Genomic DNA, 18,701 nt, shown 5'->3' with positions numbered 1-18,701 from the left:
GAGGCGGGGGAACATGCAGGTCATCTTTATGGGATTGCCTGGTGCAGGCAAAGGAACTCAAGCAGAAAGAATTGTTGAGGAGTTTGGAATTCCTCACATCTCGACCGGAGATATTTTCCGCGCTGCAATGGCGGAAGGCACTCCGCTCGGGCTGAAAGCAAAGGAATATGTTGATAAGGGGCAACTCGTTCCCGACGATGTAACAATCGGCATCGTCCGTGAACGACTGAGTCTTCCTGATACGGAAAAAGGATTCCTGCTCGACGGTTTTCCGAGAACAGTTCCGCAAGCTGAAGCTTTGGAAAGAGCGCTTGCCGAGATGGGTCGCAGCATTGATGTTGTCATTCATCTGGACGTAAAGCGTGAATCCTTGCTTGAGCGCCTTACAGGACGCCGTATTTGCCGGTCATGCGGATCTGCGTATCATGTCATTTTCAACCCTCCAAAAGAAGAAGGGAAATGTGACAAGTGCGGCGGCGAACTGTATCAGCGTGCAGATGACTCTGTGGAAACAGTTGCAACCCGACTTGATGTAAACATCAAGCAGCAAGAACCATTACTTCATTTTTACGAGGCCAAAGGTCTACTTCGTACCGTTGACGGAGAAGCTGAGATTAATCAAGTGTTTGAACAGATATCAAGCATCCTTCGAGGTGTGGAATGATTGTCAGCAAGTCAAAGACCGAACTGGATATGATGCGAGAGGCCGGACGAATCGTGGCACTGACTCATCAGGAATTGGCCAAAGCCATTCGTCCTGGAATCACAACACAGGAATTGGATCAGATTGCGGAGGAATTTATCCGTAAACAAGGGGCTGTTCCTTCTTTTAAAGGATATCACGGTTTTCCCGCGTCCATCTGTGCATCTGTGAATGAGGAATTGGTCCATGGGATTCCGGGTTCCCGAGTGTTAAGAGAGGGAGATATCATCTCAATTGACATCGGTGTTGAGAAACATGGATTTCATGGTGACTCCGCTTGGACATATCCGGTAGGAACAATATCAGATGAGGCTGTTCGACTGCTTCGTGTTACTGAAGAGTCTTTGTTCAAAGGAATTGAGCAAACTCGGGAAGGAAATCGGCTCTCTGATATCGGCCACGCAATCCAAACACATGTTGAAGCTGCCGGATTTTCGGTCGTTCGCGATTATGTGGGGCACGGGATCGGCAGACAAATGCATGAGGATCCGCAGATTCCAAACTATGGTCCTCCTGGGAGAGGTCCGCGTTTAAAAGTCGGGATGACGCTCGCGATCGAGCCGATGGTCAATATAGGGACTTACCATTGCAAAACCTTGGCTGACAATTGGACCGTTGTAACAGCTGACGGATCGTTAGCCGCCCATTTCGAACACACGGTTGCGATTACGGAAAACGGCCCCGAAATTCTTACTCGTCTGTAGGTGGGGAAGATGTTGAACGAGTTGCCTGAACCCTTAATCGGTCAGATTGTGGAAGTGTTGAAAGGGCGAGAGACAGGTCAATACGCTATAATAATCGGTGTATTGAATGAACGTTTCGTGCTACTGGCTGACGGTGACAAACGAAAGTACGACCAACCCAAAAAAAAGAACCTGCAGCATATCCGATTTACAGGTGGCTTTGCAATGGAAGTTTTTACTAGCATCCAAGAATCAGGGCGCGTGACCAATTCGAAGTTGCGATTTTGCCTCAATCGATTTGAAAGTCAACAGAATCCGGATATCGTCTCTGAAAAGGGGAGTGAACATCATGGCGAAAGATGATGTGATTGAAGTCGAAGGTACTGTGATAGAACCTTTGCCAAATGCGATGTTTCGGGTTGAATTGGAGAATGGCCATAAAGTTCTTGCCCATGTCTCAGGAAAGATTCGAATGAATTATATTCGAATCCTGCCCGGCGACCGGGTCACGGTTGAATTATCACCATACGATTTAACGCGTGGCCGCATCACATATCGGTTCAAGTAACGACTTGCTTATACTTGTTGGGAAGTATAAGTTGCAGATGAAACAAGTATAAGTGCAACTAGGCATTCACCTGCGTCGGAGACTTGGTGAATACCAAGTTTTCTTTAAAGGAGGGATCACCGCGATGAAAGTACGGCCGTCAGTAAAGCCTATTTGCGAAAAGTGCAAGATCATCCGTCGTAAAGGGGCGGTCATGGTCATCTGCGAAAATCCGAAACACAAGCAGAAGCAAGGCTAATGAAATATTAATTGTAGGTAAGGGTCAGCAAGGAGAAATAGAGCGGCTGCCCCCTAGTCGGTGTGAGGGGGTTCTATTCGAACTCCAGGCTGTTTGAAATACATGTTATAAATAGTTTATAATCTAACTTTGAGATTTGAATTGGGAGGTGTAATAGAGGACATGGCACGTATTGCAGGTGTTGACTTGCCACGTGACAAGCGAGTTGAAGTCGCTTTGACCTATATCTTTGGTATTGGTCGTACCACGTCGAATCAAGTTCTTTCCGAAACCGGTATCAATCCTGATACTCGCGTTCGTGATCTTACAGAAGATGAAATCAGCAAATTGCGTGAAGCGATTGACAAAACCCTCAAGGTTGAAGGGGATCTTCGCCGCGAAATTGCTTTGAACATTAAGCGTTTGATCGAAATCGGTTCTTACCGTGGCGTTCGCCATCGGAAAGGTCTCCCGGTTCGCGGTCAGCGTACCAAGACCAATGCTCGTACCCGTAAGGGTCCGCGCCGGACAGTTGCCGGCAAGAAGAAATAACAAGGGGGGTAATTAGAACATGGCAAAAGCTGTGAAAGGCCGCGGTAAAGCTGCGACCCGTACCAAACGCCGTGATCGGAAAAATGTCGAATCCGGCATTGCTCATATTCGTTCCACGTTCAATAACACCATCGTGACCATTACCGACCCCGCCGGCAATGCAATTTCTTGGGCAAGTGCAGGTGGACTCGGTTTTAAAGGGTCTCGTAAATCCACTCCGTTTGCAGCTCAGATGGCAGCTGAATCTGCTGCACAAACTGCAATGGAGCACGGAATGAAATCGGTGGAAGTATTCGTTAAAGGACCTGGTGCCGGTCGTGAAGCGGCAATCCGTTCTTTGCAAGCTGCAGGCTTGGAAGTGGCAATGATTCGTGACGTCACTCCGATTCCGCACAATGGTTGCCGTCCGCCAAAGCGCCGCCGCGTATAACGTAACTTTTAGCTTATGTAGATTTGTTCGAAACTATACAGGAAAAAGTATAATCTCAACAGGAGGTGTCAACACTAGACATGGCAAGATACACAGGTGCCGTCTGTCGGTTGTGCCGACGTGAAGGCGTAAAATTGTATCTCAAAGGTGAGCGCTGCTACAGCGATAAGTGTGCTATCGATCGCCGTCCATATGCTCCAGGGCAACATGGTCAAGCGCGCAAGAAAGTGTCCGAATACGGACTTCAGCTTCGTGAAAAGCAAAAAGCACGTCGTGTTTACGGTGTACTTGAAAAACAATTCCGCAGCTACTACGAGGAAGCTGCACGCCGCAAAGGCATTACAGGTGAAACGTTGCTTCAGATTCTTGAAAGCCGTCTGGACAACGTGGTATACCGCCTTGGATTCGCTGCTTCCCGTCCGGAAGCTCGCCAACTCGTTCGTCATGGTCATTTCACTGTGAACGGCAAGCAGGTAGACATTCCGTCTTATCTGACCAAACCGGGAGATGTGATTGCATTCAATGAGAAGAGCATCGAATCTCCGCGCGTGAAAGAACTCGTTGAGTCTGCTGAAGGCAAAACGATTCTGGGATGGCTGGAGCGCGATTTGAATGCAAAATCCGGTCGTGTTGTGCGTGTCCCGGCTCGTGAAGAAATCGATATTCCGGTTGCGGAACAGATGATCGTTGAATTGTATTCGCGTTAATAGGTCTTTCCCCGTCAGATCTTTGATCTGTCGGGCTCGTCGTACCAGCTTGTATGAGTTGTCGAGAAGGAGGTTACTGCATGATCGAAATTGAAAAGCCGAAGATTGATGCGGTTGAAATCAGTTCCGATGGAACGTATGGGAAGTTTGTTGTGGAACCGTTAGAACGGGGATATGGGACAACACTGGGAAATTCGCTTCGCCGAATTCTTTTGTCATCCCTGCCAGGTGCTGCGGCCACTTCTGTCAAGATTGAAGGGGTACTCCATGAATTCTCGACCGTTCCGGGTGTAGTCGAAGATACAACTGAGATCATCCTTAATATCAAGCGGCTTTCTCTCAAAATTCACTCCGACGAAGAAAAAACGCTGGTGATCGAAGCGGAAGGGCCTAAAACTATCACAGCTGCTGATATTCAAGCAGATTCTGATGTGGAAGTTCTAAACCCTGATCTGCATATTGCCACGTTAGCTGACGGAGCGAAGTTCTACATGGAAATCAAAGCGAATCGCGGCCGCGGATATGTACCAGCTGATCGCAATAAGCGTGAGGATCTGGAAATTGGCGTGATTCCGATCGATTCCATCTTCACTCCGATCTCTCGAGTTAACTACAGTGTGGAGAATACCCGTGTCGGACAAGTAACCAACTACGACAAACTAACGCTCGAGCTTTGGGCCGACGGGAGCATTCGTCCAGATGAAGCGGTAAGTTTGGCCGCAAAAATTCTGACTGAACATTTGATGCTGTTCGTTGGATTAACGGATAAAGTGAAAGATACAGAGATCATGGTCGAGAAGGAAGACGATAAGAAAGAAAAAGTTCTTGAAATGACGATCGAAGAACTCGATCTTTCGGTTCGTTCCTACAACTGTCTCAAGCGTGCGGGCATCAATACCGTTCAGGAATTGTGCGCAAAGACCGAGGAAGAAATGATGAAAGTACGGAACCTGGGTCGCAAATCGCTTGAAGAAGTGCAAGAAAAACTTGCAGAACTTGGCCTGTCTCTCCGGGAAGAAGACTGACAGCAAAATATTTTAGGTAGCCCCGCTGAATGGGCGGCCGCATCGTGCGGCGACGAACATTGCGACGTCCATGTGGCATGTTCAACACATGTGCATGTTGCGCGTCGCAACGTGGGACGAATCATCAACAGAGGTTGCCCCGTAAAAAGCACCGCCCACTACACCCACTCAGGTGACAAGCACCTGAGTGGCGACCCGAATCAAGTGGGTATTCGGGGTAAAACTTCCTGTTTCAAAGGAGGGGAACGTAAAGTGGCATATCGCAAGTTGAACCGTCGGACGGGTGCGCGGAAAGCTCTTTTCCAAGACCTCGTTACCGATCTCTTCATCTATGAGCGCATCGAGACAACCGAAGCAAAAGCAAAAGAAATCCGTTCGCTCGCTGAAAAAATGATTACCCTGGCAAAACGCGGCGATCTGCATGCCCGCCGTCAAGTGGCTTCGTTTGTTCGTCCGGAAACGGCGAATGAATCCGGCCAGGATGCGGTTCAGAAGTTGTTTGCTGAGATTGCTCCTCGTTTTGCAGAACGCCAAGGTGGATATACTCGTATTCTGAAAGTCGGACCTCGTCGCGGGGACGGCGCTCCTATGGCAATTCTTGAACTCGTAGAGTAATCCGGGAAAAGGGAATGACAAATCGTCATTGCCCTTTTTTTCTGTGCCCACGAAAGACATCTGGGACCGGAATGGAACCAATAGAAAGTACTGCTGGAGGTAAGAGGTGTGCGGAATATAAAATTGACGGTTTCGTATGAGGGAACCGATTTTCACGGGTTCCAAGTACAGCCCGGATTGCGCACGGTTCAAGGAGAATTGGAACTCGCGCTTCAAAAACTAACGGGTGAGCCTGTACAAGTAATCGGGTCTGGCAGAACGGATGCCGGGGTCCACGCATGGGGGCAGATTGTCAATTTTCACACCGCCTCTCGAATTCCAACTGAAAAATGGGCAATCGCGCTAAACGTGAATTTGCCCCAGGATTTGGTAGTTCGCGCTGCGGAAGAAGTTCCGGAGTCTTTTCACGCAAGGTTTGACGCGGTGGGAAAAATTTACCGCTACCAGATTGACCGAGGAATGTTTCCGGATGTATTTGCTCGCCGCTATGCTTGGCATGTCCCTTATTTATTAGACATTGAGAAGATGCGAAAAGCCGCTGAGTATCTGGTTGGAGAACTCGATTTTACGAGTTTTTGCAATGCGGGAACACCACTTGAAGATAAGGTTCGGGAGATTCAGCAGGTCACCTTGGTCGAACGGGGAAATCTGCTTTCCATAACGGTTCAGGGATCCGGTTTTTTGTGGAATATGGTCCGTATTATTGCCGGCACGTTGACAGACGTCGGAAAGGGAAGAATTGACCCCGAACGTATTCCGGAGATGCTGCAGGCCCTTGATCGGACCAAGGCAGGTGTAACCGCTCCGGCACACGGATTGACTTTGATAGAAGTTCTCTATCCGCGTACATGAAGCAGCGTCCCCCCATCTAAAGTGCAAGTTAGTGACTGGTCACTTAGGTGCAATTTATACTCGAGGGCCGAAAGGCTCATTTCGCCCATATGGGTGAAAGTGACGATCAGCTTTGGGGCCGATGCCGAATACTTTATTCTTTACTTGACTTGCATTACAGGAATAGATAAAATAAATATTGTTGTTTAAACCCGCTAATCCCACTAGCCCCGGTTTAAACTGTGAAAAGTTAGGAGGAAATTCCATGCGTACGACTTACATGGCGAAACCAAACGCTGTGGAACGTAAATGGTACATCATCGACGCAGAAGGCAAGACAGTTGGTCGTTTGGCAACTGAGATTGCAACTATTCTGCGTGGTAAACATAAGCCTGAGTTCACTCCCTATGTGGACACCGGTGATTTTGTTATCGTAATCAATGCTGAAAAAGTAGTCTTTACCGGTAAAAAGCTGCAGTCTAAGATTTACCGCCGTCACTCCTTGTATCCGGGCGGTTTGAAGGAAACCACTGCTGCAGACATGCTCAAGAGCAAGCCGGAGCGCGTTTTATTCTCTGCAGTAAAAGGTATGCTTCCCAAGAACAGCCTAGGTGCAAAGATGCTCACCAAGCTTCGGGTATATGCTGGAACTGAGCATCCGCACAGTGCACAACAACCGATTCCTTGGGAATCAGTGAACTAATTTAAGAGGAGGTTGGCCCTGTGGCTCAAGTACAATATTGGGGTACCGGTCGTCGTAAGCATTCTGTTGCGCGCGTTCGTCTTGTACCGGGTGATGGCAAGATTGTAGTGAATCGTCGTGACATTAATGAGTATTTCGGTCTTGAGACTTTGAAGCTGATTGTGAAGCAACCGTTGCTTCTCACTGATATGCTTGGAAAATACGATGTACTCTGTAACGTACATGGTGGCGGTATTTCCGGTCAAGCCGGTGCAATCCGTCACGGTATTGCGCGTGCATTGTTGAAAGCGGACAGCGAGTTGCGTCCGGCTCTGAAGAAGGCTGGATTCCTGACTCGTGACCCACGCATGAAGGAGCGTAAGAAATACGGTCTTAAAGCTGCTCGTCGTGCGCCTCAGTTCTCCAAGCGTTAATCTCAACCCAAGTTTCCAAAGGACACCTTTACGGTGTCCTTTTTGCATGTAAGCTTTGTTCCCCCAGGACTTCGTGGGACAAAATCGGAATGGTTTGTTGCCTGCTTGTCATATATATCAGAGAAGTGGAGGCGGCAGACAAGGAGGAACAAAGCCATGCTTTTGACAAATGACTGGCGTAAAATATCTTTCGTGTCGGGATCTATAGCCATTTTGTTGTTTGTGGTTAACTTATTTATGGCAGATGTCCCGATTACAAAATTGTGGTCTTGGAGTGCTCCTTTATCCGGTTATACAATTGTCCTGGATCCCGGACACGGCGGTCCGGACGGGGGGGCTGTGGGAGTTGACGGAACGGTGGAGAAAACGGTTACTCTACCTGTTTCCAAATATCTGCGCGACTATCTCCAACAAGCGGGCGCGTATGTGATCATGACCCGAGAAGATGATCGGGATCTGGCCAATCCGGAAACGAAAGGGTACAGCAGGCGAAAAGCACAGGATCTCAAAGCTCGTCTCCTTCTGGTGAAAGAACACAAAGCGGATTTGTTTTTCTCGATCCATCTCAATTCAAATCCGGGCGGCGGACGGGGAGCACAAGTTTTTTATGACTCGGAGCTGGAAGAAAGCGAACGGCTGGCCAAAGCCATCCAGGGGCAATTTCAAAAGCAGTTGGACAGTAAACGGGATGTGGAACCACAAGAGGATCTTTACTTGTTAAGGAACTCTCATGTTCCGGCTGTATTGGCCGAGGTAGGATTTTTGTCCAATTCGCAAGAGCTGGCCCTGCTGAAACAGAAATCTTACCAAAAAAAGATCGCGTATTCCATATATGAAGGAATTCTTGAATATATAGCGTCAGCGGGAAACATTCGATAATCATTTGTAAGAAATGCAGGTAACAGGTAAAATGAAAATTATGAATGATGGAGGTGAGTCGGGTGATTACGGAACAGGCTGTTTTAGAAGCGTTGCGGAAAGTGGAAGACCCGGAGGTTCATCGCAGTATTGTAGAATTGGAGATGGTGAAAAGGATCGACATAAAAGGGGATCATGTTACGGTAGAAGTATTGCTTACCGTGGCCGGGTGCCCGTTAAGAAATAAAATTGATCAGGATGTTCGCGCTGCTCTTGCCTCGATACCGGGGATTGGTTCGTATGACGTCGTACTGGGTACAATGACAGAAGAAGAACGAAGCCGGTTCGCCGCGAAAGTGCGGGCTGGACAGGCTAACCCGTTGCAAATCGCAGGACAACCGGAGGTTCCGCCTTTGTTGCGGCCCGATACGAACACTGTATTTATCGCGGTCGCTTCCGGCAAAGGCGGTGTAGGGAAATCCACTGCCACGGCAAATTTGGCAGTGGCGTTATCCCGTCTAGGATATCGTGTAGGCGTAATCGATGCTGATATTTATGGTTTCAGTTTGCCAAATATATTCAATTTGGGCGATCGCAAGCCGACTCTGGTCGAGAATATGCTGATGCCGGTGCAGCAAGATGGTGTCAAGATCATGTCGATGGGCTTCTTTGTCCAAGAGAATGCGCCGGTCGTTTGGCGGGGGCCGATGTTGGGTAAGATGCTGCGTAACTTTTTTGCGGAAGCATTCTGGGGAGAACTTGATGTGATGCTGCTCGATCTTCCGCCAGGAACTGGTGACGTGGCGCTGGATGTTCATACTTTGCTTCCGAAAAGCAAAGAGATTATTGTGACTACCCCTCAGTCAAATGCAACGGAAGTCGCCGCAAGGGCGGGCACCATGGCATTGCGAACAAACCATGAAATTCTTGGTGTAATTGAAAATATGTCTTATTTTGAAGCAAACGGTGAAAGACACTATATTTTTGGCAAAGGCGGCGGGGAAAAACTCGCACGGGAATTGCGAACCGACCTGCTCGGGCAAATTCCGCTCGCTGTGGCAACTGCATCCGGAAGCGGGATTTTCCCAAGTGGTAGTGAACAAGCCCTGATTTTTGAATCGGTTGCAAAGGCGGTTGCCAAGAAAGCGGATCTCCGGAAATAAAGATACCCCCTGCCTGGGGGTCTTTCTTTATTCTTCTCCTTCTCCACCACCGCCTTCTCCTTCTTTACCGCCTTCTTTTCCCTCTTCCTTACCCTCTTTACCTTCCTTGCCTTCCTTCTTCTCTTTGCCTTCTTTTTTCTCCTCCATTTTGGATACGCCCGCACCGGATTGGATCGCTTGTTTGACGAGATCCATGAACATCAGCTTAAATTCCGGGTTTTGTAAGGAATCGGCCATGATTTTCATGGTCATTTGCCGATATTCGGGACTCTGCATCGTGGTTAAGATCATTTTCTGGTATTCGGGTGATTTCATGAGTGTGAGCATCGATTGTTGGTAGTCGGGGTCCTTCATCATCTGCTTTAACAGCGCTTCATGTTCTTTTTTCGATGCTTTCACCATCGAGGCAGCAAACTTTGGATCTTTCATCTGCTCTTCAAGAATTTTCTTTTGTGTTTTTTCATCACTTAATGTTTTCATTATTGCAGTTTGAACTTCCTGTTCCGATATGATCAACGAACTCTTGAATGAAGGTTCCTTCACAACATCCTTTAGAGTATCTTTTCCTTCCTTCGAATGAAGAACATCCAACGTCATGGCTTTCATTTGGTTATATTCAGGTTTTTGCTGTTCTCCGCCTTGTTTGCCTCCAGACGAACATGATGTGAGACTGCTCAAGAGGAAGGCAAGGGCCAATATGAAAATTAAACGGCTGCGGACTCGCATAGAAAGCCCTCCTTTCGGTGCTTGTACATAATATGTCTCGGAGGAGACTCTTGCATGCGAGACCGGCGCAACCAATCTATGGATGGGAAATATTAGACTGTTTTTTTCGCGGATTATTGTTTATGATGGTTTTGGTACGTTTGGAGGGGAGATTTGTTGAATGACTCTGAAAAGATTCGGATTTATGGTACTTACTACAGTGGCAGTGGGGATGTTGGTCGGAGTTCTGCATTCGCTCACCGATATTTTTGCAAATATCCGTTTGTTTTTTGGCTTTGAAGTCGGAGGTTTTGTATCTGCGACAGCATTGATGGGGTTCTGGGCTTATCTGACTCTCAACTTCATCGTCAAAGGGTTTCTTCCGCAGCGTCTCTGGCATTGGGTGCAGGCGTTTCTGATTCTTGTTGTTTATGTGGACATGATCTATCTCCGCTACATAACGGCAGGCCAGGGAACGGGATCGGTGTGGCCTTACGTCGGATTCGCTACCTGGCCGCTTGTTATAGCTTTGATTGTAGCTTATGTGAAATCGAAAGTTTCAGGGAAAAAGGCATTTATCCCCGCGGTGTTTTTCCTGTATGTGTTCACAACGATTGAATGGTATGTCGCGTTAAAATTTGGTTCCGCAACAGGAGAAACCGGTTTAACGATCATGATCGGTACCATCCTGCTGGCGTGCAACAGTTATTTAATTCTCTTGCTGGGCCGAATCATAAGGGAGTAACTACTCCGCTTTTGATCGCGTATTCGTACCGGCAATCAGTTCCGTAACTGTAACGAATTCATACCCTTTTTCGCGTAGGCCGTCAATGATGCGGGGGAGTGCTTCGACAGTTTGTTTGCATGAATCACTGGCATGCATCAATATAATATCGCCAGGGTGCGCTTTCGAAAGCACACGGTTCACAATGGTATCGACGCCGGGATTTTTCCAATCGAGCGAATCGGTATCCCATTGGATTGTGGTATACCCCATCGAATGGAGTTTCTCAAGTACACGCTTATTGAAGTCGCCGTTAGGCGTCCGAATCAGCTTGGTTTTGACTCCTGTCGTGTCGAAAATCGCTTCTTCCGCTTTTTTGACCTGATCGTGGATCCAGTCGTTGCTGTACTGTGAGAAATTTTTATGCAGATGGCCGTGCGAACCGATTTCAAACCCCATGGTTCGAATTCGTTTTGCAATTTCGGGGTGGGTGGAGGTCCATGGACCCGACAGGAAGAAGGTTGCTTTTTTTAAGCCCTTCTTTTCCAGCACATCAAGCACAGGTCCCGGTGTTTTCTCACCCCAAGAGATGTCAAACGTGAGAGCCACCACCTTTTGATCCGTCTGGACTTTGTAGATCGCTCCGGGGGAAGCAGTGGATGCGGTGGGTATCGAAATTAAATTCGAGGGGCCTACTTCTGCGTAGAGAACCCCGGCAAAAAGCAGCATAGCGATTGCGAGAATGGCAATTCGCTTGCCCTGCTTCCAATGAAATGACCAAATTACATTCATAAAATTACACCTCCGTCACTACACTGTCCATATCGGTACAAGTCTATGCAAGCGGGACGAGGTTATGCCTGAATGGGGCACACCAAGTTTTTAAGGAGGAACCATGAGATCTATTTCAGTTATCAAGGAAAACCGAGGCTACGTGTGGTTTGCATTCAGTTTGTTTGTCGTAGGGCTTTTGATTGGACTCGTCTTCTTTGAACCTCTTCATGGATTCTTGAAACAGTATCTCCGTCATCTCGAGCAAATTGCTGCGGAAGCAAAAGGCGACCATTTGGATTTGTCCCTGCTTTTGTTTAAAAATAATCTAACGGTTTCATTGGTCTTACTTGGATCCGGTGTGTTTCTGTCCATTCTGTCCATTCATTTACTTGTGATCAACGGGATGGTTGTCGGGTATGCACTTGCCCTGATGGGACAAATGGGCCAAGCCCCGGTGTGGGCTCTGATTCTGTTCGGCATCCTTCCGCATGGGGTATTGGAAATCCCGGCGTTTTTAATAGCCGGGGCGATGGGCATTAAATTGGGGTATATGTGGCTGCGGCCAATGGTGGGGAAAACGCGTTGGGAAAGCTTCCGTTACGCGTTTAAAGAGGCGCTGCTCGCGCTTCCGGTGATCGCTCTTCTTTTGGTTGCCGCGGCGGCTATTGAAGGGTTTGTAACACCGGTATTGTTAACGTGGTATATGAAATAGCCGATCCACATCAGATGTAGTAGATCGGAATCGAAAGAGCAATGAGCAGGAGGGACGCGTACACAAGAGACGGGTCCCTTTTTTCTGTATCCTCGTGTTGGGGGGCTTCCGGTTCCGCTTCCTCGTCAGATGTTGGGGTCAGAGGGCGAAACCGGAACCAGTTTTGAAAATACGCAAGAAACCCGAAAAAACGGGTGACATAGATCAGGCTTACACACAGGAGTGTTAGGCCCCAAAGGAACATTGAGTTTGAAAGATCGACAAAGAAGCGGCCAGGCAGAGGGTTTTTAAAAAGCCCTACGTAGACGGCCAGGATGGCAATCAGCATTGCGGATATCCAAATCGGACGGAGCCATTTTTTAGACATCATAAATGCTTTCCACCTCGTCTGCATCAAAGCGAACCATCTTGTTCTCCCCGTTTTTGCGGAAAGAGACCGCATATTCGTCAAGAGTGCGTCCGACAAGGCTTACTTCAGTAATCTGATATTCTTCTTTCAGTTTTTGCTCGATAACCCGCATGGAACCGGCTTCCGCATTCTCACCCATAATGAGTCGGATCGCTTGGAGCTGCGTCCACGATAAAAGCAGGTGTTCGTAGTCCTGCATGTCCATCATCCTTTCCTCAGCTTATTGTAGCGTGTTGCAGCTTCAGGATACAAGTCGGAAGGAATTCCCCGAAGAATACCGAAAAAGGTTAGTAGGGGGGAGCATGAAAAATGACCCGTTCAGTTCGGTTTTTGCAATTTGGAGATGTTCATTTGGGGACTGCGTTTCGAGGCAGTGGATTTTCGAAACAGGCAGCAGACCGGAGGGCGCATGAATTGCTGGCTACCTTTCGGAAAGCCTGTGAGTCCGCCCTGGAGCATGCAGTCGATTTCATATCGATTACAGGAGATCTGTTTGAAGGGATCTTCATAGACGATGGTCATCTGCAGGAAATCAAGGCAATGTTTAAAGAATTGGCGCCGTTGCCGATTCTGATTACGCCGGGAAACCATGATCCGCTTACAGTGGATTCCCCGTACAGGAGAGTCGATTGGGGAAGTCATGTACATATATACGGGCCGCAGGTGGAACGTGTGGAATTGATGGGAGGAATTTGCGGAGTTTGGGGATTTGGCTATCCATCGACCATCCAGAGAGAGAATCCGTACAGGAACCTGCGGTTGGCAGATTCCGAATCCATCGAGATTGTGATGATTCACGGGAGTGTCGATGCGCCTGAGGGAAGTCCCTATCTCCCGATTTCCCGTGCGGAAATCCGCCGTATCGGGGCTGACTACGCAGCCCTTGCTCACTATCATCAGAAAGAAATGATTTGGGAAGAAGCGGGGAGAATCCGGGCCGCCTATTCAGGCAGCCTGGAACCGCTTGGATTTGACGAGTTGGGAGAACACGGCGCGTTTCTGGTGGAAGCTGAAAAAGGCGGAGCACGCCTGACCTGGCTTCCATTGGCCAAGCGCTCGTATCAGATGCGCGAGATCGATGTAACCGGGTGTGAATCTGTACGAGAGATTACAAGCCGGGCGCGGGAAGCGATCCCGGCGGACGAATGGGAGCGAAATCTGATTCGAATTCGTTTGGTCGGTTCGTTGGATGCAGGAATCGATTTGGAGCATCTGAAGCGGGAATGGTCGGAGAGCGGATTTTGGATTCAGGTGGAAAATGACACCCGTTTGGATTATGACTTGGACAGCTATACGCCCGAGTCGATTCATGGGAGGTTTGTCAAGCTGATGCGGGAACGGATAGTGGCGGAGCCGGATGAACGCCGGAAGGAAGTGTTGGAGTTGGCACTGACCATCGGATTGGATGCGTTAACCTATGGAAGGGTGATCAACCGTTGAGAATTGACCGGTTGGAGATACACGGATTTGGCAAATATCAGAATTACACGCTCGATTTGAAAGATGGCCTGCAGGTGATTTACGGTCCGAATGAAGCGGGGAAAACCACCCTGCAGTCGTTTGTTCTTGCGATGTTATTCGGAATGAAAAAACCCGGTAAGAAACGGACAGTTTATACGGAAGAACACAGCCGGTACATGCCTTGGCAGGGCGAAGTTTACGGAGGAGTATTGGAATGTACGATCAATGGGCAGTCGTACCGGATAGAGCGCAGCTTTCTGAAAAATCGGGAAGATTGCAGAATCTATCTGGCCCATACGGGAGAAGACATTACCAATGAATTCCCCGAGGATGCTCGAAAAGAAAGATTGTTTCTGCAATCGCTTCTTGGAATTGACGAATTGATGTTCAAAAATTCGCTGTGTCTGGGAGAAGGTTTGCGAGCTGAATGGGACGAATGGCGAAGAGAGGCAGCCCCCAAATTGATCAGCGGGTCATTCTTGCAAACGGCTGACCAGGCATTGATTCAGAAAGCGGAAGCGGTTATTGCGCAAAAAATTGAGGAGATCGGAACGGAACGGGCGGAAAGCAAACCCTTGGGGCAGGCGGTGGCGAAGCAGCAGCAGATCAAACTGGCGATCGGGAAGGAAGAAGCGAACGAAGCAGCGGGCAAAGAGCTGTGTGAAGAATTGGAGCGTATACACGGAGAGTGTAAAGAGAAAGAAACAAGCCTCGCATTACGGAAAATAGAGCTGGCGGGCCATATCCATTCTCTTCTGAAGAACTTGGAGTTGGAAAAATCGCCTTCTGAAGCAGCAGCCACTTCTCTGAACGCGGAAGACTGTTCTTTCCCTGCGGATTTCTCACAGGAACAATTTCAGGAAATTCGGGGAACTCTATACCGAAGAGTTGAAAGCTGCCGTTCCCTTTTTCAAGAACGGGCCACTTTTGTCGAAAGACTGGAATCTCTTCGACCGGATCCGGACAGTATTGGGTTTGCCGCTCGGTATAAACAAATCGCTGAACCGGATCTCCAACGGATTGAAGAGTTGGATCAGAAACTGACTGATGACTTTCGTAACGAGCCGGTTAATCCAGAGGGGAACGAAGGCAAAGTGTCCGGCTGGAACTCCTCGCTCTTGCTAAGTGGAGTGGGAGCCATTCTGGCAGGTGGCTTTCTCACCCTGCTTGGCTATCGGGCAATCGGAATTGCGGCTGCAGCCGTCGGGATTGTGCTGTCGGTGGCAAGTCGCGTGGCCGGCCGGAATAAAATACGGAAGTATCAAATTCTGATCAAGCAGCAGCAGGAACAAAAGCAGGCGGAAATTGAGAAATGGGAAACGGAACTGATTGAATTGCTTAAGCGATTCGACGCGGATACCCCGCGGCAAGCCCGTGCCCGTTGGCAGCAGATTCTGCAAACTCGAGAACGTCTCTCGGGACTTGAACAACAGATGGAGTGGGTATCCAGTGAAGTTCGGAAAACGGAAGAACGTTTGCAAGCCGAATTGGCAACCGTCGAGCGCGTATTTCGGGAGTCAGGAATATTCGATGCCAACTACCAAGTGCACCTTGATGTTGATGCTGACGAATTAGAGCTGGCAGTCGAGGAATGGGAAACAAAAGCAAAGCAGCTGCTGCAGCAGATTGATTTCCTTCAAAGGATCTCAGGGATCCAGCAGGAGATCAGCCGCTGGCAGAAGCGACTGGAAGAATTGGACGTTGCCAATGATTTGATCCGCTTGCCGGATACCCCGTTGAATCCCCGGCAGTTGGAAGAAGAATTACGCTCTTTGGAGCAAGATGAACGGGTGTACCTGGCCGATTTTGCCAGGGTAAAAGAGCTGGAGGGTCGCCTGCAGTCGATTCGGCAGGGACGTGTAAATCTGGTTGCTTTAGGGCGGGAATTGGACTACTGGCGGGAGCAGGCTGCGAAGTGGTCTGCCGCCCGGGAAGCGTTGGAAACAACCAAAGCGGCATTTGAGGAAATTCGGATTGCTTTATATCGGGAACAAGCACCGAGGCTTGTGCAAAAAGTGTCCGGACTGGCCGAAATTTTTACGGGAGGACGATATTCCAACCTCCGGGTGGATGGACAATTGGACGTCCGGGTGACATCCCCCGATTCTGGATATACTTACGAAATGAGCGGGTTGTCGAAGGGGACAGCGGATCAGTTAAGCTTTGCGCTGGCGTTGGCTGTCGCCGAATCTGTGATTGAAGAGGGAGACCGTTTGCCGCTTTTGATTGACGAACCATTTTTGCATTATGACGATCAGCGTCTGGAAAAGACGATGCAGTATCTGCTTACCAAATCATCCCAACGGCAGATTCTCTTTTTTACGCATCGAACTTTGGATATGGCATTGCTTCGGCGGATCAGAGGTGACGGGCTCGTTGTTCATCATCTGTAAAGGAGCCGCATCCGGTTTTAACTAGTACCGGAATGGGGCGGAACCAAACGAACTGGGGGCAGAAACATGAAAAAAGCGGTTTCAATTATCGGAGTTCTGTCCGACTTGGGGCAGGGAAGGCGTGGAGTCGACATGGGGCCGTCGGCAATCCGGTACGCGAATTTGCATGATCGAATTTCCCAACTTGGCTATGAAGTGATTGAACTGGGGAATGTCGATTCCCCGACTCCGGAATCCCACCGGGTGGCCAATCAGAAACTGAAGTACCTGCCAGAAATCGTAACCGTGTCTAACGATGTGGCGCAAAAGGTGTCCGGAGAAATTGCATCCGGGCGTCTGCCGATCATTCTGGGCGGAGACCATTCCATTGCCATCGGAAGCGTGGCCGGTGCGGCGAAATCGGTTCCTCGTCTTGGAATTATCTGGTTTGACGCACATGGGGACATGAACACAGAGGAGACGACTCCATCCGGAAACATACACGGGATGCCGCTCGCGGTGGCACTTGGATTGGGGCATCCGGATCTCACCAATGTGGCAGGCTTTCAGCCGAAAGTACAGGCAAAAAATGTAGTGTTGGTAGGTGCCCGTTCGATTGATCCCCTGGAACGGTCGCTCATCAAGCAGGCAGGAATAACCGTATTTGACATGCATGAAATCGACAAGCGAGGAATGTCGGAAGTGATGGAGGAGGCCATCCGCATCGCCTCGGACGGCGTCGACGGAGTGCATTTGAGCTTGGACTTGGATGCGTTTGATCCGCGTGAGGCACCGGGTGTGGGGACCCCGGTTCTGGGAGGGGTCACCTACCGGGAGGGTCATCTCGCCATGGAAATGCTGGCGGATGCCAATATTTTGACCTCTATCGATGTGGTCGAGGTCAATCCAATCCTTGATGTGGAGAATCGTACGGCACGTGTCGCGGTGGATATGATCTGTTCTGTGCTGGGGCAAAAAGTGATATGAAACGGAATTCCGAGTAATTTTGTTGGAGAACAGTTTGTGGAAAGACTGCTAATCTTCTGGCAGTCTTTTTTTTTTTAAAAAAACGGTTGACGAATTCTACAGGGCGTAGTAAATTTAGAACAATGAAATACCATTAATTCTTACTGTATTACTTGGTTTTAATTTCTTCGGAAAAATCAGTAACCCCTGACAAAGGCCCGCAATATGTTATTAAAGACATTGAGAATGGATCCTTTCTCAGGGGAGCGGCCATCTTTTTTTTCAACGCTTTATAAGATTTCCTTATATCAACCATTTGAATAACTTATACAAGGGAGTGTAAGAGAACATGAACGATCAAAAACAATTTGTATTATCTCCTGAGAAAGTGCAAGAGTTAAACCAGGCAATGGAGGATTCCACTCCTCAAGAAATTCTTCGTTTTGCGCTTGAGACGATTGACAACATTGCATTCGCGTGCAGCTTCGGTTCAGAAGATGTGGCACTTGTCGATATGATTGTCAAGATTAAGCCCGAAACGAAGATTTTCTACCTGGATACGGATGTATTGTTCAAAGAAACTTATGAAGTGAGAGACCGCTTAGTGGAAAAATACAATCCGAACCTCATCCGTTACAGCCCGCTTCTCACTTTGGAAGAGCAAGCGGAAAAGCACGGAGATGCACTTTGGGCATCCGATCCGAATGCTTGCTGCAACATCCGTAAAGTGGAACCGTTAACTCGAGCGCTTTCCACCTTTAATGCGTGGATCACGGGAATTCGACGTGAGCAGGCGCCCACACGAGCGAATGCGGGGGTTATCGAAGTGGACCAGAAATTCGGACTCATTAAGTTTAACCCGCTTGCAAAGTGGACCAACAAGCAGGTTTGGGACTACATCCTGGAAAACAACGTGCCATACAATGTGCTGCATGATCAGGGGTACCCGAGTATCGGATGTACACACTGTACGCGACCTGTCAAGCCGGGCGAAGACCCGCGGGCTGGACGCTGGTCGAATTTTGAAAAAACGGAGTGCGGTCTGCATAAGTAACAGGGGTTTCCACACCCTTTGCACATTGGCGGATAGCACCGGGTCAAACTTTTGGA

The 18,701-nt window shown here is 48.8% G+C and carries 25 protein-coding genes; 21 read left to right on the top strand and 4 right to left on the bottom strand.

Annotated features, from left to right (window positions below; genetic code table 11):
• Positions 1 to 13 precede the first annotated feature (13 nt).
• From ACFO8Q_RS00710 to ACFO8Q_RS00640, 15 genes are all read left to right on the top strand, one after another.
• A complete protein-coding gene (locus tag ACFO8Q_RS00710; RefSeq protein WP_380023527.1) occupies positions 14 to 664 on the top strand; it encodes an adenylate kinase in 651 nt (216 codons plus the stop codon).
• Entirely contained in the window at positions 661 to 1,407 is a 747-nt protein-coding gene (gene map, locus ACFO8Q_RS00705; RefSeq protein ID WP_380023525.1) for a type I methionyl aminopeptidase, read from the top strand. Before ACFO8Q_RS00710 ends, map begins: the two co-directional genes overlap by 4 nt.
• Positions 1,408 to 1,416: 9 nt before the next feature.
• On the top strand, positions 1,417 to 1,749 hold the full coding sequence (locus ACFO8Q_RS00700) for an RNA-binding protein (protein ID WP_380023524.1): 333 nt from the start codon (positions 1,417 to 1,419) through the stop codon (positions 1,747 to 1,749).
• Entirely contained in the window at positions 1,736 to 1,954 is a 219-nt protein-coding gene (infA, locus tag ACFO8Q_RS00695; RefSeq protein ID WP_018131304.1) for a translation initiation factor IF-1, read from the top strand. Before ACFO8Q_RS00700 ends, infA begins: the two co-directional genes overlap by 14 nt.
• 124 nt (positions 1,955 to 2,078) lie before the next feature.
• On the top strand, positions 2,079 to 2,192 hold the full coding sequence (gene rpmJ, locus ACFO8Q_RS00690) for a 50S ribosomal protein L36 (protein ID WP_018131305.1): 114 nt from the start codon (positions 2,079 to 2,081) through the stop codon (positions 2,190 to 2,192).
• Positions 2,193 to 2,354: 162 nt separating this feature from the next.
• A complete protein-coding gene (rpsM, locus tag ACFO8Q_RS00685; protein ID WP_380023523.1) occupies positions 2,355 to 2,723 on the top strand; it encodes a 30S ribosomal protein S13 in 369 nt (122 codons plus the stop codon).
• A 19-nt stretch (positions 2,724 to 2,742) separates the two neighbouring features.
• Positions 2,743 to 3,153, top strand: a complete 411-nt coding sequence (gene rpsK, locus ACFO8Q_RS00680; RefSeq protein ID WP_380023521.1) for a 30S ribosomal protein S11 — start codon at positions 2,743 to 2,745, stop codon at positions 3,151 to 3,153.
• A gap of 80 nt (positions 3,154 to 3,233) precedes the next feature.
• Positions 3,234 to 3,860, top strand: a complete 627-nt coding sequence (rpsD, locus tag ACFO8Q_RS00675; protein WP_380023520.1) for a 30S ribosomal protein S4 — start codon at positions 3,234 to 3,236, stop codon at positions 3,858 to 3,860.
• Positions 3,861 to 3,940: 80 nt separating this feature from the next.
• Positions 3,941 to 4,885 carry a DNA-directed RNA polymerase subunit alpha gene (locus tag ACFO8Q_RS00670; RefSeq protein ID WP_380023518.1) on the top strand — a complete coding sequence of 315 codons (945 nt, stop codon included), beginning with the start codon at positions 3,941 to 3,943 and terminating at the stop codon, positions 4,883 to 4,885.
• A 252-nt stretch (positions 4,886 to 5,137) separates the two neighbouring features.
• The gene (rplQ, locus tag ACFO8Q_RS00665) at positions 5,138 to 5,500 is read left to right on the top strand and encodes a 50S ribosomal protein L17 (RefSeq protein WP_380023516.1); all 363 of its coding nucleotides are present in this window, start codon (positions 5,138 to 5,140) and stop codon (positions 5,498 to 5,500) included.
• 108 nt (positions 5,501 to 5,608) lie between these two features.
• Positions 5,609 to 6,352 carry a tRNA pseudouridine(38-40) synthase TruA gene (gene truA, locus ACFO8Q_RS00660; RefSeq protein WP_380023515.1) on the top strand — a complete coding sequence of 248 codons (744 nt, stop codon included), beginning with the start codon at positions 5,609 to 5,611 and terminating at the stop codon, positions 6,350 to 6,352.
• A gap of 244 nt (positions 6,353 to 6,596) precedes the next feature.
• A complete protein-coding gene (gene rplM / locus ACFO8Q_RS00655; protein WP_380023513.1) occupies positions 6,597 to 7,034 on the top strand; it encodes a 50S ribosomal protein L13 in 438 nt (145 codons plus the stop codon).
• A 20-nt stretch (positions 7,035 to 7,054) separates the two neighbouring features.
• Positions 7,055 to 7,447, top strand: coding sequence for a 30S ribosomal protein S9 (gene rpsI, locus ACFO8Q_RS00650; protein ID WP_380023510.1), 393 nt, complete (start codon positions 7,055 to 7,057; stop codon positions 7,445 to 7,447).
• A gap of 156 nt (positions 7,448 to 7,603) precedes the next feature.
• Positions 7,604 to 8,326 (top strand): N-acetylmuramoyl-L-alanine amidase CwlD, encoded by a 723-nt coding sequence (gene cwlD, locus ACFO8Q_RS00645; protein ID WP_380023508.1) that lies wholly within the window; start codon positions 7,604 to 7,606, stop codon positions 8,324 to 8,326.
• A gap of 62 nt (positions 8,327 to 8,388) precedes the next feature.
• Complete coding sequence (locus ACFO8Q_RS00640) at positions 8,389 to 9,468, top strand: Mrp/NBP35 family ATP-binding protein (RefSeq protein WP_380023507.1); 1,080 nt, start codon at positions 8,389 to 8,391, stop codon at positions 9,466 to 9,468.
• A gap of 27 nt (positions 9,469 to 9,495) precedes the next feature.
• On the opposite strand, the gene gerD is transcribed toward ACFO8Q_RS00640, so the two are convergent.
• On the bottom strand, positions 9,496 to 10,194 hold the full coding sequence (gene gerD / locus ACFO8Q_RS00635; protein WP_380023504.1) for a spore germination lipoprotein GerD: 699 nt from the start codon (positions 10,192 to 10,194) through the stop codon (positions 9,496 to 9,498).
• Between the two features lie 160 nt (positions 10,195 to 10,354).
• Between gerD and ACFO8Q_RS00630 the strand changes: the two genes are divergently transcribed.
• Entirely contained in the window at positions 10,355 to 10,918 is a 564-nt protein-coding gene (locus ACFO8Q_RS00630; protein ID WP_380023502.1) for a KinB-signaling pathway activation protein, read from the top strand.
• On the opposite strand, the gene pdaB is transcribed toward ACFO8Q_RS00630, so the two are convergent.
• Positions 10,919 to 11,689, bottom strand: coding sequence for a polysaccharide deacetylase family sporulation protein PdaB (gene pdaB, locus ACFO8Q_RS00625; RefSeq protein WP_380023500.1), 771 nt, complete (start codon positions 11,687 to 11,689; stop codon positions 10,919 to 10,921).
• 103 nt (positions 11,690 to 11,792) lie between these two features.
• Here pdaB and ACFO8Q_RS00620 point away from each other — a divergent pair, with 103 nt between their 5' ends.
• Positions 11,793 to 12,383: a stage II sporulation protein M gene (locus tag ACFO8Q_RS00620; protein WP_380023498.1), complete on the top strand. Its 591-nt coding sequence runs from the start codon at positions 11,793 to 11,795 to the stop codon at positions 12,381 to 12,383.
• A 10-nt stretch (positions 12,384 to 12,393) separates the two neighbouring features.
• Here the strand turns inward: ACFO8Q_RS00620 and ACFO8Q_RS00615 are convergent, their stop codons facing one another.
• Together ACFO8Q_RS00615 and ACFO8Q_RS00610 are read right to left on the bottom strand one after the other, a co-directional pair.
• Positions 12,394 to 12,753: a hypothetical protein gene (locus ACFO8Q_RS00615; RefSeq protein ID WP_380023496.1), complete on the bottom strand. Its 360-nt coding sequence runs from the start codon at positions 12,751 to 12,753 to the stop codon at positions 12,394 to 12,396.
• Positions 12,743 to 12,991: a hypothetical protein gene (locus tag ACFO8Q_RS00610; RefSeq protein WP_380023494.1), complete on the bottom strand. Its 249-nt coding sequence runs from the start codon at positions 12,989 to 12,991 to the stop codon at positions 12,743 to 12,745. Before ACFO8Q_RS00610 ends, ACFO8Q_RS00615 begins: the two co-directional genes overlap by 11 nt.
• A gap of 110 nt (positions 12,992 to 13,101) precedes the next feature.
• Here ACFO8Q_RS00610 and ACFO8Q_RS00605 point away from each other — a divergent pair, with 110 nt between their 5' ends.
• The 4 genes from ACFO8Q_RS00605 (at position 13,102) to ACFO8Q_RS00590 (ending at position 18,645) form a co-directional block, all read left to right on the top strand.
• Entirely contained in the window at positions 13,102 to 14,232 is a 1,131-nt protein-coding gene (locus ACFO8Q_RS00605) for a metallophosphoesterase family protein (protein ID WP_380023492.1), read from the top strand.
• Positions 14,229 to 16,646: an ATP-binding protein gene (locus ACFO8Q_RS00600; protein ID WP_380023490.1), complete on the top strand. Its 2,418-nt coding sequence runs from the start codon at positions 14,229 to 14,231 to the stop codon at positions 16,644 to 16,646. The genes ACFO8Q_RS00605 and ACFO8Q_RS00600 overlap by 4 nt, the downstream gene beginning before the upstream one ends.
• A 66-nt stretch (positions 16,647 to 16,712) precedes the next feature.
• Positions 16,713 to 17,612: an arginase gene (rocF, locus tag ACFO8Q_RS00595; protein ID WP_380023488.1), complete on the top strand. Its 900-nt coding sequence runs from the start codon at positions 16,713 to 16,715 to the stop codon at positions 17,610 to 17,612.
• 328 nt (positions 17,613 to 17,940) lie between these two features.
• Positions 17,941 to 18,645: a phosphoadenylyl-sulfate reductase gene (locus ACFO8Q_RS00590; protein ID WP_380023487.1), complete on the top strand. Its 705-nt coding sequence runs from the start codon at positions 17,941 to 17,943 to the stop codon at positions 18,643 to 18,645.
• Positions 18,646 to 18,701 lie beyond the last annotated feature (56 nt).

Source organism: Effusibacillus consociatus, from assembly GCF_042652925.1.
GTDB classification, from domain to species: domain Bacteria; phylum Bacillota; class Bacilli; order Tumebacillales; family Effusibacillaceae; genus Effusibacillus; species Effusibacillus consociatus.
This window is presented reverse-complemented; position numbering and strand designations above follow the sequence as displayed.

What these genes read in the sequence shown, in the direction of transcription:
- ACFO8Q_RS00710 (WP_380023527.1), top strand. Translation starts at nt 14, where the DNA reads ATGCAGGTCATCTTTATGGGATTGCCTGGTGCAGGCAAAGGAACTCAA.
- map (WP_380023525.1), top strand. Translation starts at nt 661, where the DNA reads ATGATTGTCAGCAAGTCAAAGACCGAACTGGATATGATGCGAGAGGCC.
- ACFO8Q_RS00700 (WP_380023524.1), top strand. Translation starts at nt 1,417, where the DNA reads ATGTTGAACGAGTTGCCTGAACCCTTAATCGGTCAGATTGTGGAAGTG.
- infA (WP_018131304.1), top strand. Translation starts at nt 1,736, where the DNA reads ATGGCGAAAGATGATGTGATTGAAGTCGAAGGTACTGTGATAGAACCT.
- rpmJ (WP_018131305.1), top strand. Translation starts at nt 2,079, where the DNA reads ATGAAAGTACGGCCGTCAGTAAAGCCTATTTGCGAAAAGTGCAAGATC.
- rpsM (WP_380023523.1), top strand. Translation starts at nt 2,355, where the DNA reads ATGGCACGTATTGCAGGTGTTGACTTGCCACGTGACAAGCGAGTTGAA.
- rpsK (WP_380023521.1), top strand. Translation starts at nt 2,743, where the DNA reads ATGGCAAAAGCTGTGAAAGGCCGCGGTAAAGCTGCGACCCGTACCAAA.
- rpsD (WP_380023520.1), top strand. Translation starts at nt 3,234, where the DNA reads ATGGCAAGATACACAGGTGCCGTCTGTCGGTTGTGCCGACGTGAAGGC.
- ACFO8Q_RS00670 (WP_380023518.1), top strand. Translation starts at nt 3,941, where the DNA reads ATGATCGAAATTGAAAAGCCGAAGATTGATGCGGTTGAAATCAGTTCC.
- rplM (WP_380023513.1), top strand. Translation starts at nt 6,597, where the DNA reads ATGCGTACGACTTACATGGCGAAACCAAACGCTGTGGAACGTAAATGG.
- cwlD (WP_380023508.1), top strand. Translation starts at nt 7,604, where the DNA reads ATGCTTTTGACAAATGACTGGCGTAAAATATCTTTCGTGTCGGGATCT.
- gerD (WP_380023504.1), bottom strand. Translation starts at nt 10,194, where the DNA reads ATGCGAGTCCGCAGCCGTTTAATTTTCATATTGGCCCTTGCCTTCCTC.
- ACFO8Q_RS00630 (WP_380023502.1), top strand. Translation starts at nt 10,355, where the DNA reads ATGACTCTGAAAAGATTCGGATTTATGGTACTTACTACAGTGGCAGTG.
- pdaB (WP_380023500.1), bottom strand. Translation starts at nt 11,689, where the DNA reads ATGAATGTAATTTGGTCATTTCATTGGAAGCAGGGCAAGCGAATTGCC.
- ACFO8Q_RS00620 (WP_380023498.1), top strand. Translation starts at nt 11,793, where the DNA reads ATGAGATCTATTTCAGTTATCAAGGAAAACCGAGGCTACGTGTGGTTT.
- ACFO8Q_RS00615 (WP_380023496.1), bottom strand. Translation starts at nt 12,753, where the DNA reads ATGATGTCTAAAAAATGGCTCCGTCCGATTTGGATATCCGCAATGCTG.
- ACFO8Q_RS00610 (WP_380023494.1), bottom strand. Translation starts at nt 12,991, where the DNA reads ATGCAGGACTACGAACACCTGCTTTTATCGTGGACGCAGCTCCAAGCG.
- ACFO8Q_RS00605 (WP_380023492.1), top strand. Translation starts at nt 13,102, where the DNA reads ATGACCCGTTCAGTTCGGTTTTTGCAATTTGGAGATGTTCATTTGGGG.
- rocF (WP_380023488.1), top strand. Translation starts at nt 16,713, where the DNA reads ATGAAAAAAGCGGTTTCAATTATCGGAGTTCTGTCCGACTTGGGGCAG.
- ACFO8Q_RS00590 (WP_380023487.1), top strand. Translation starts at nt 17,941, where the DNA reads ATGAACGATCAAAAACAATTTGTATTATCTCCTGAGAAAGTGCAAGAG.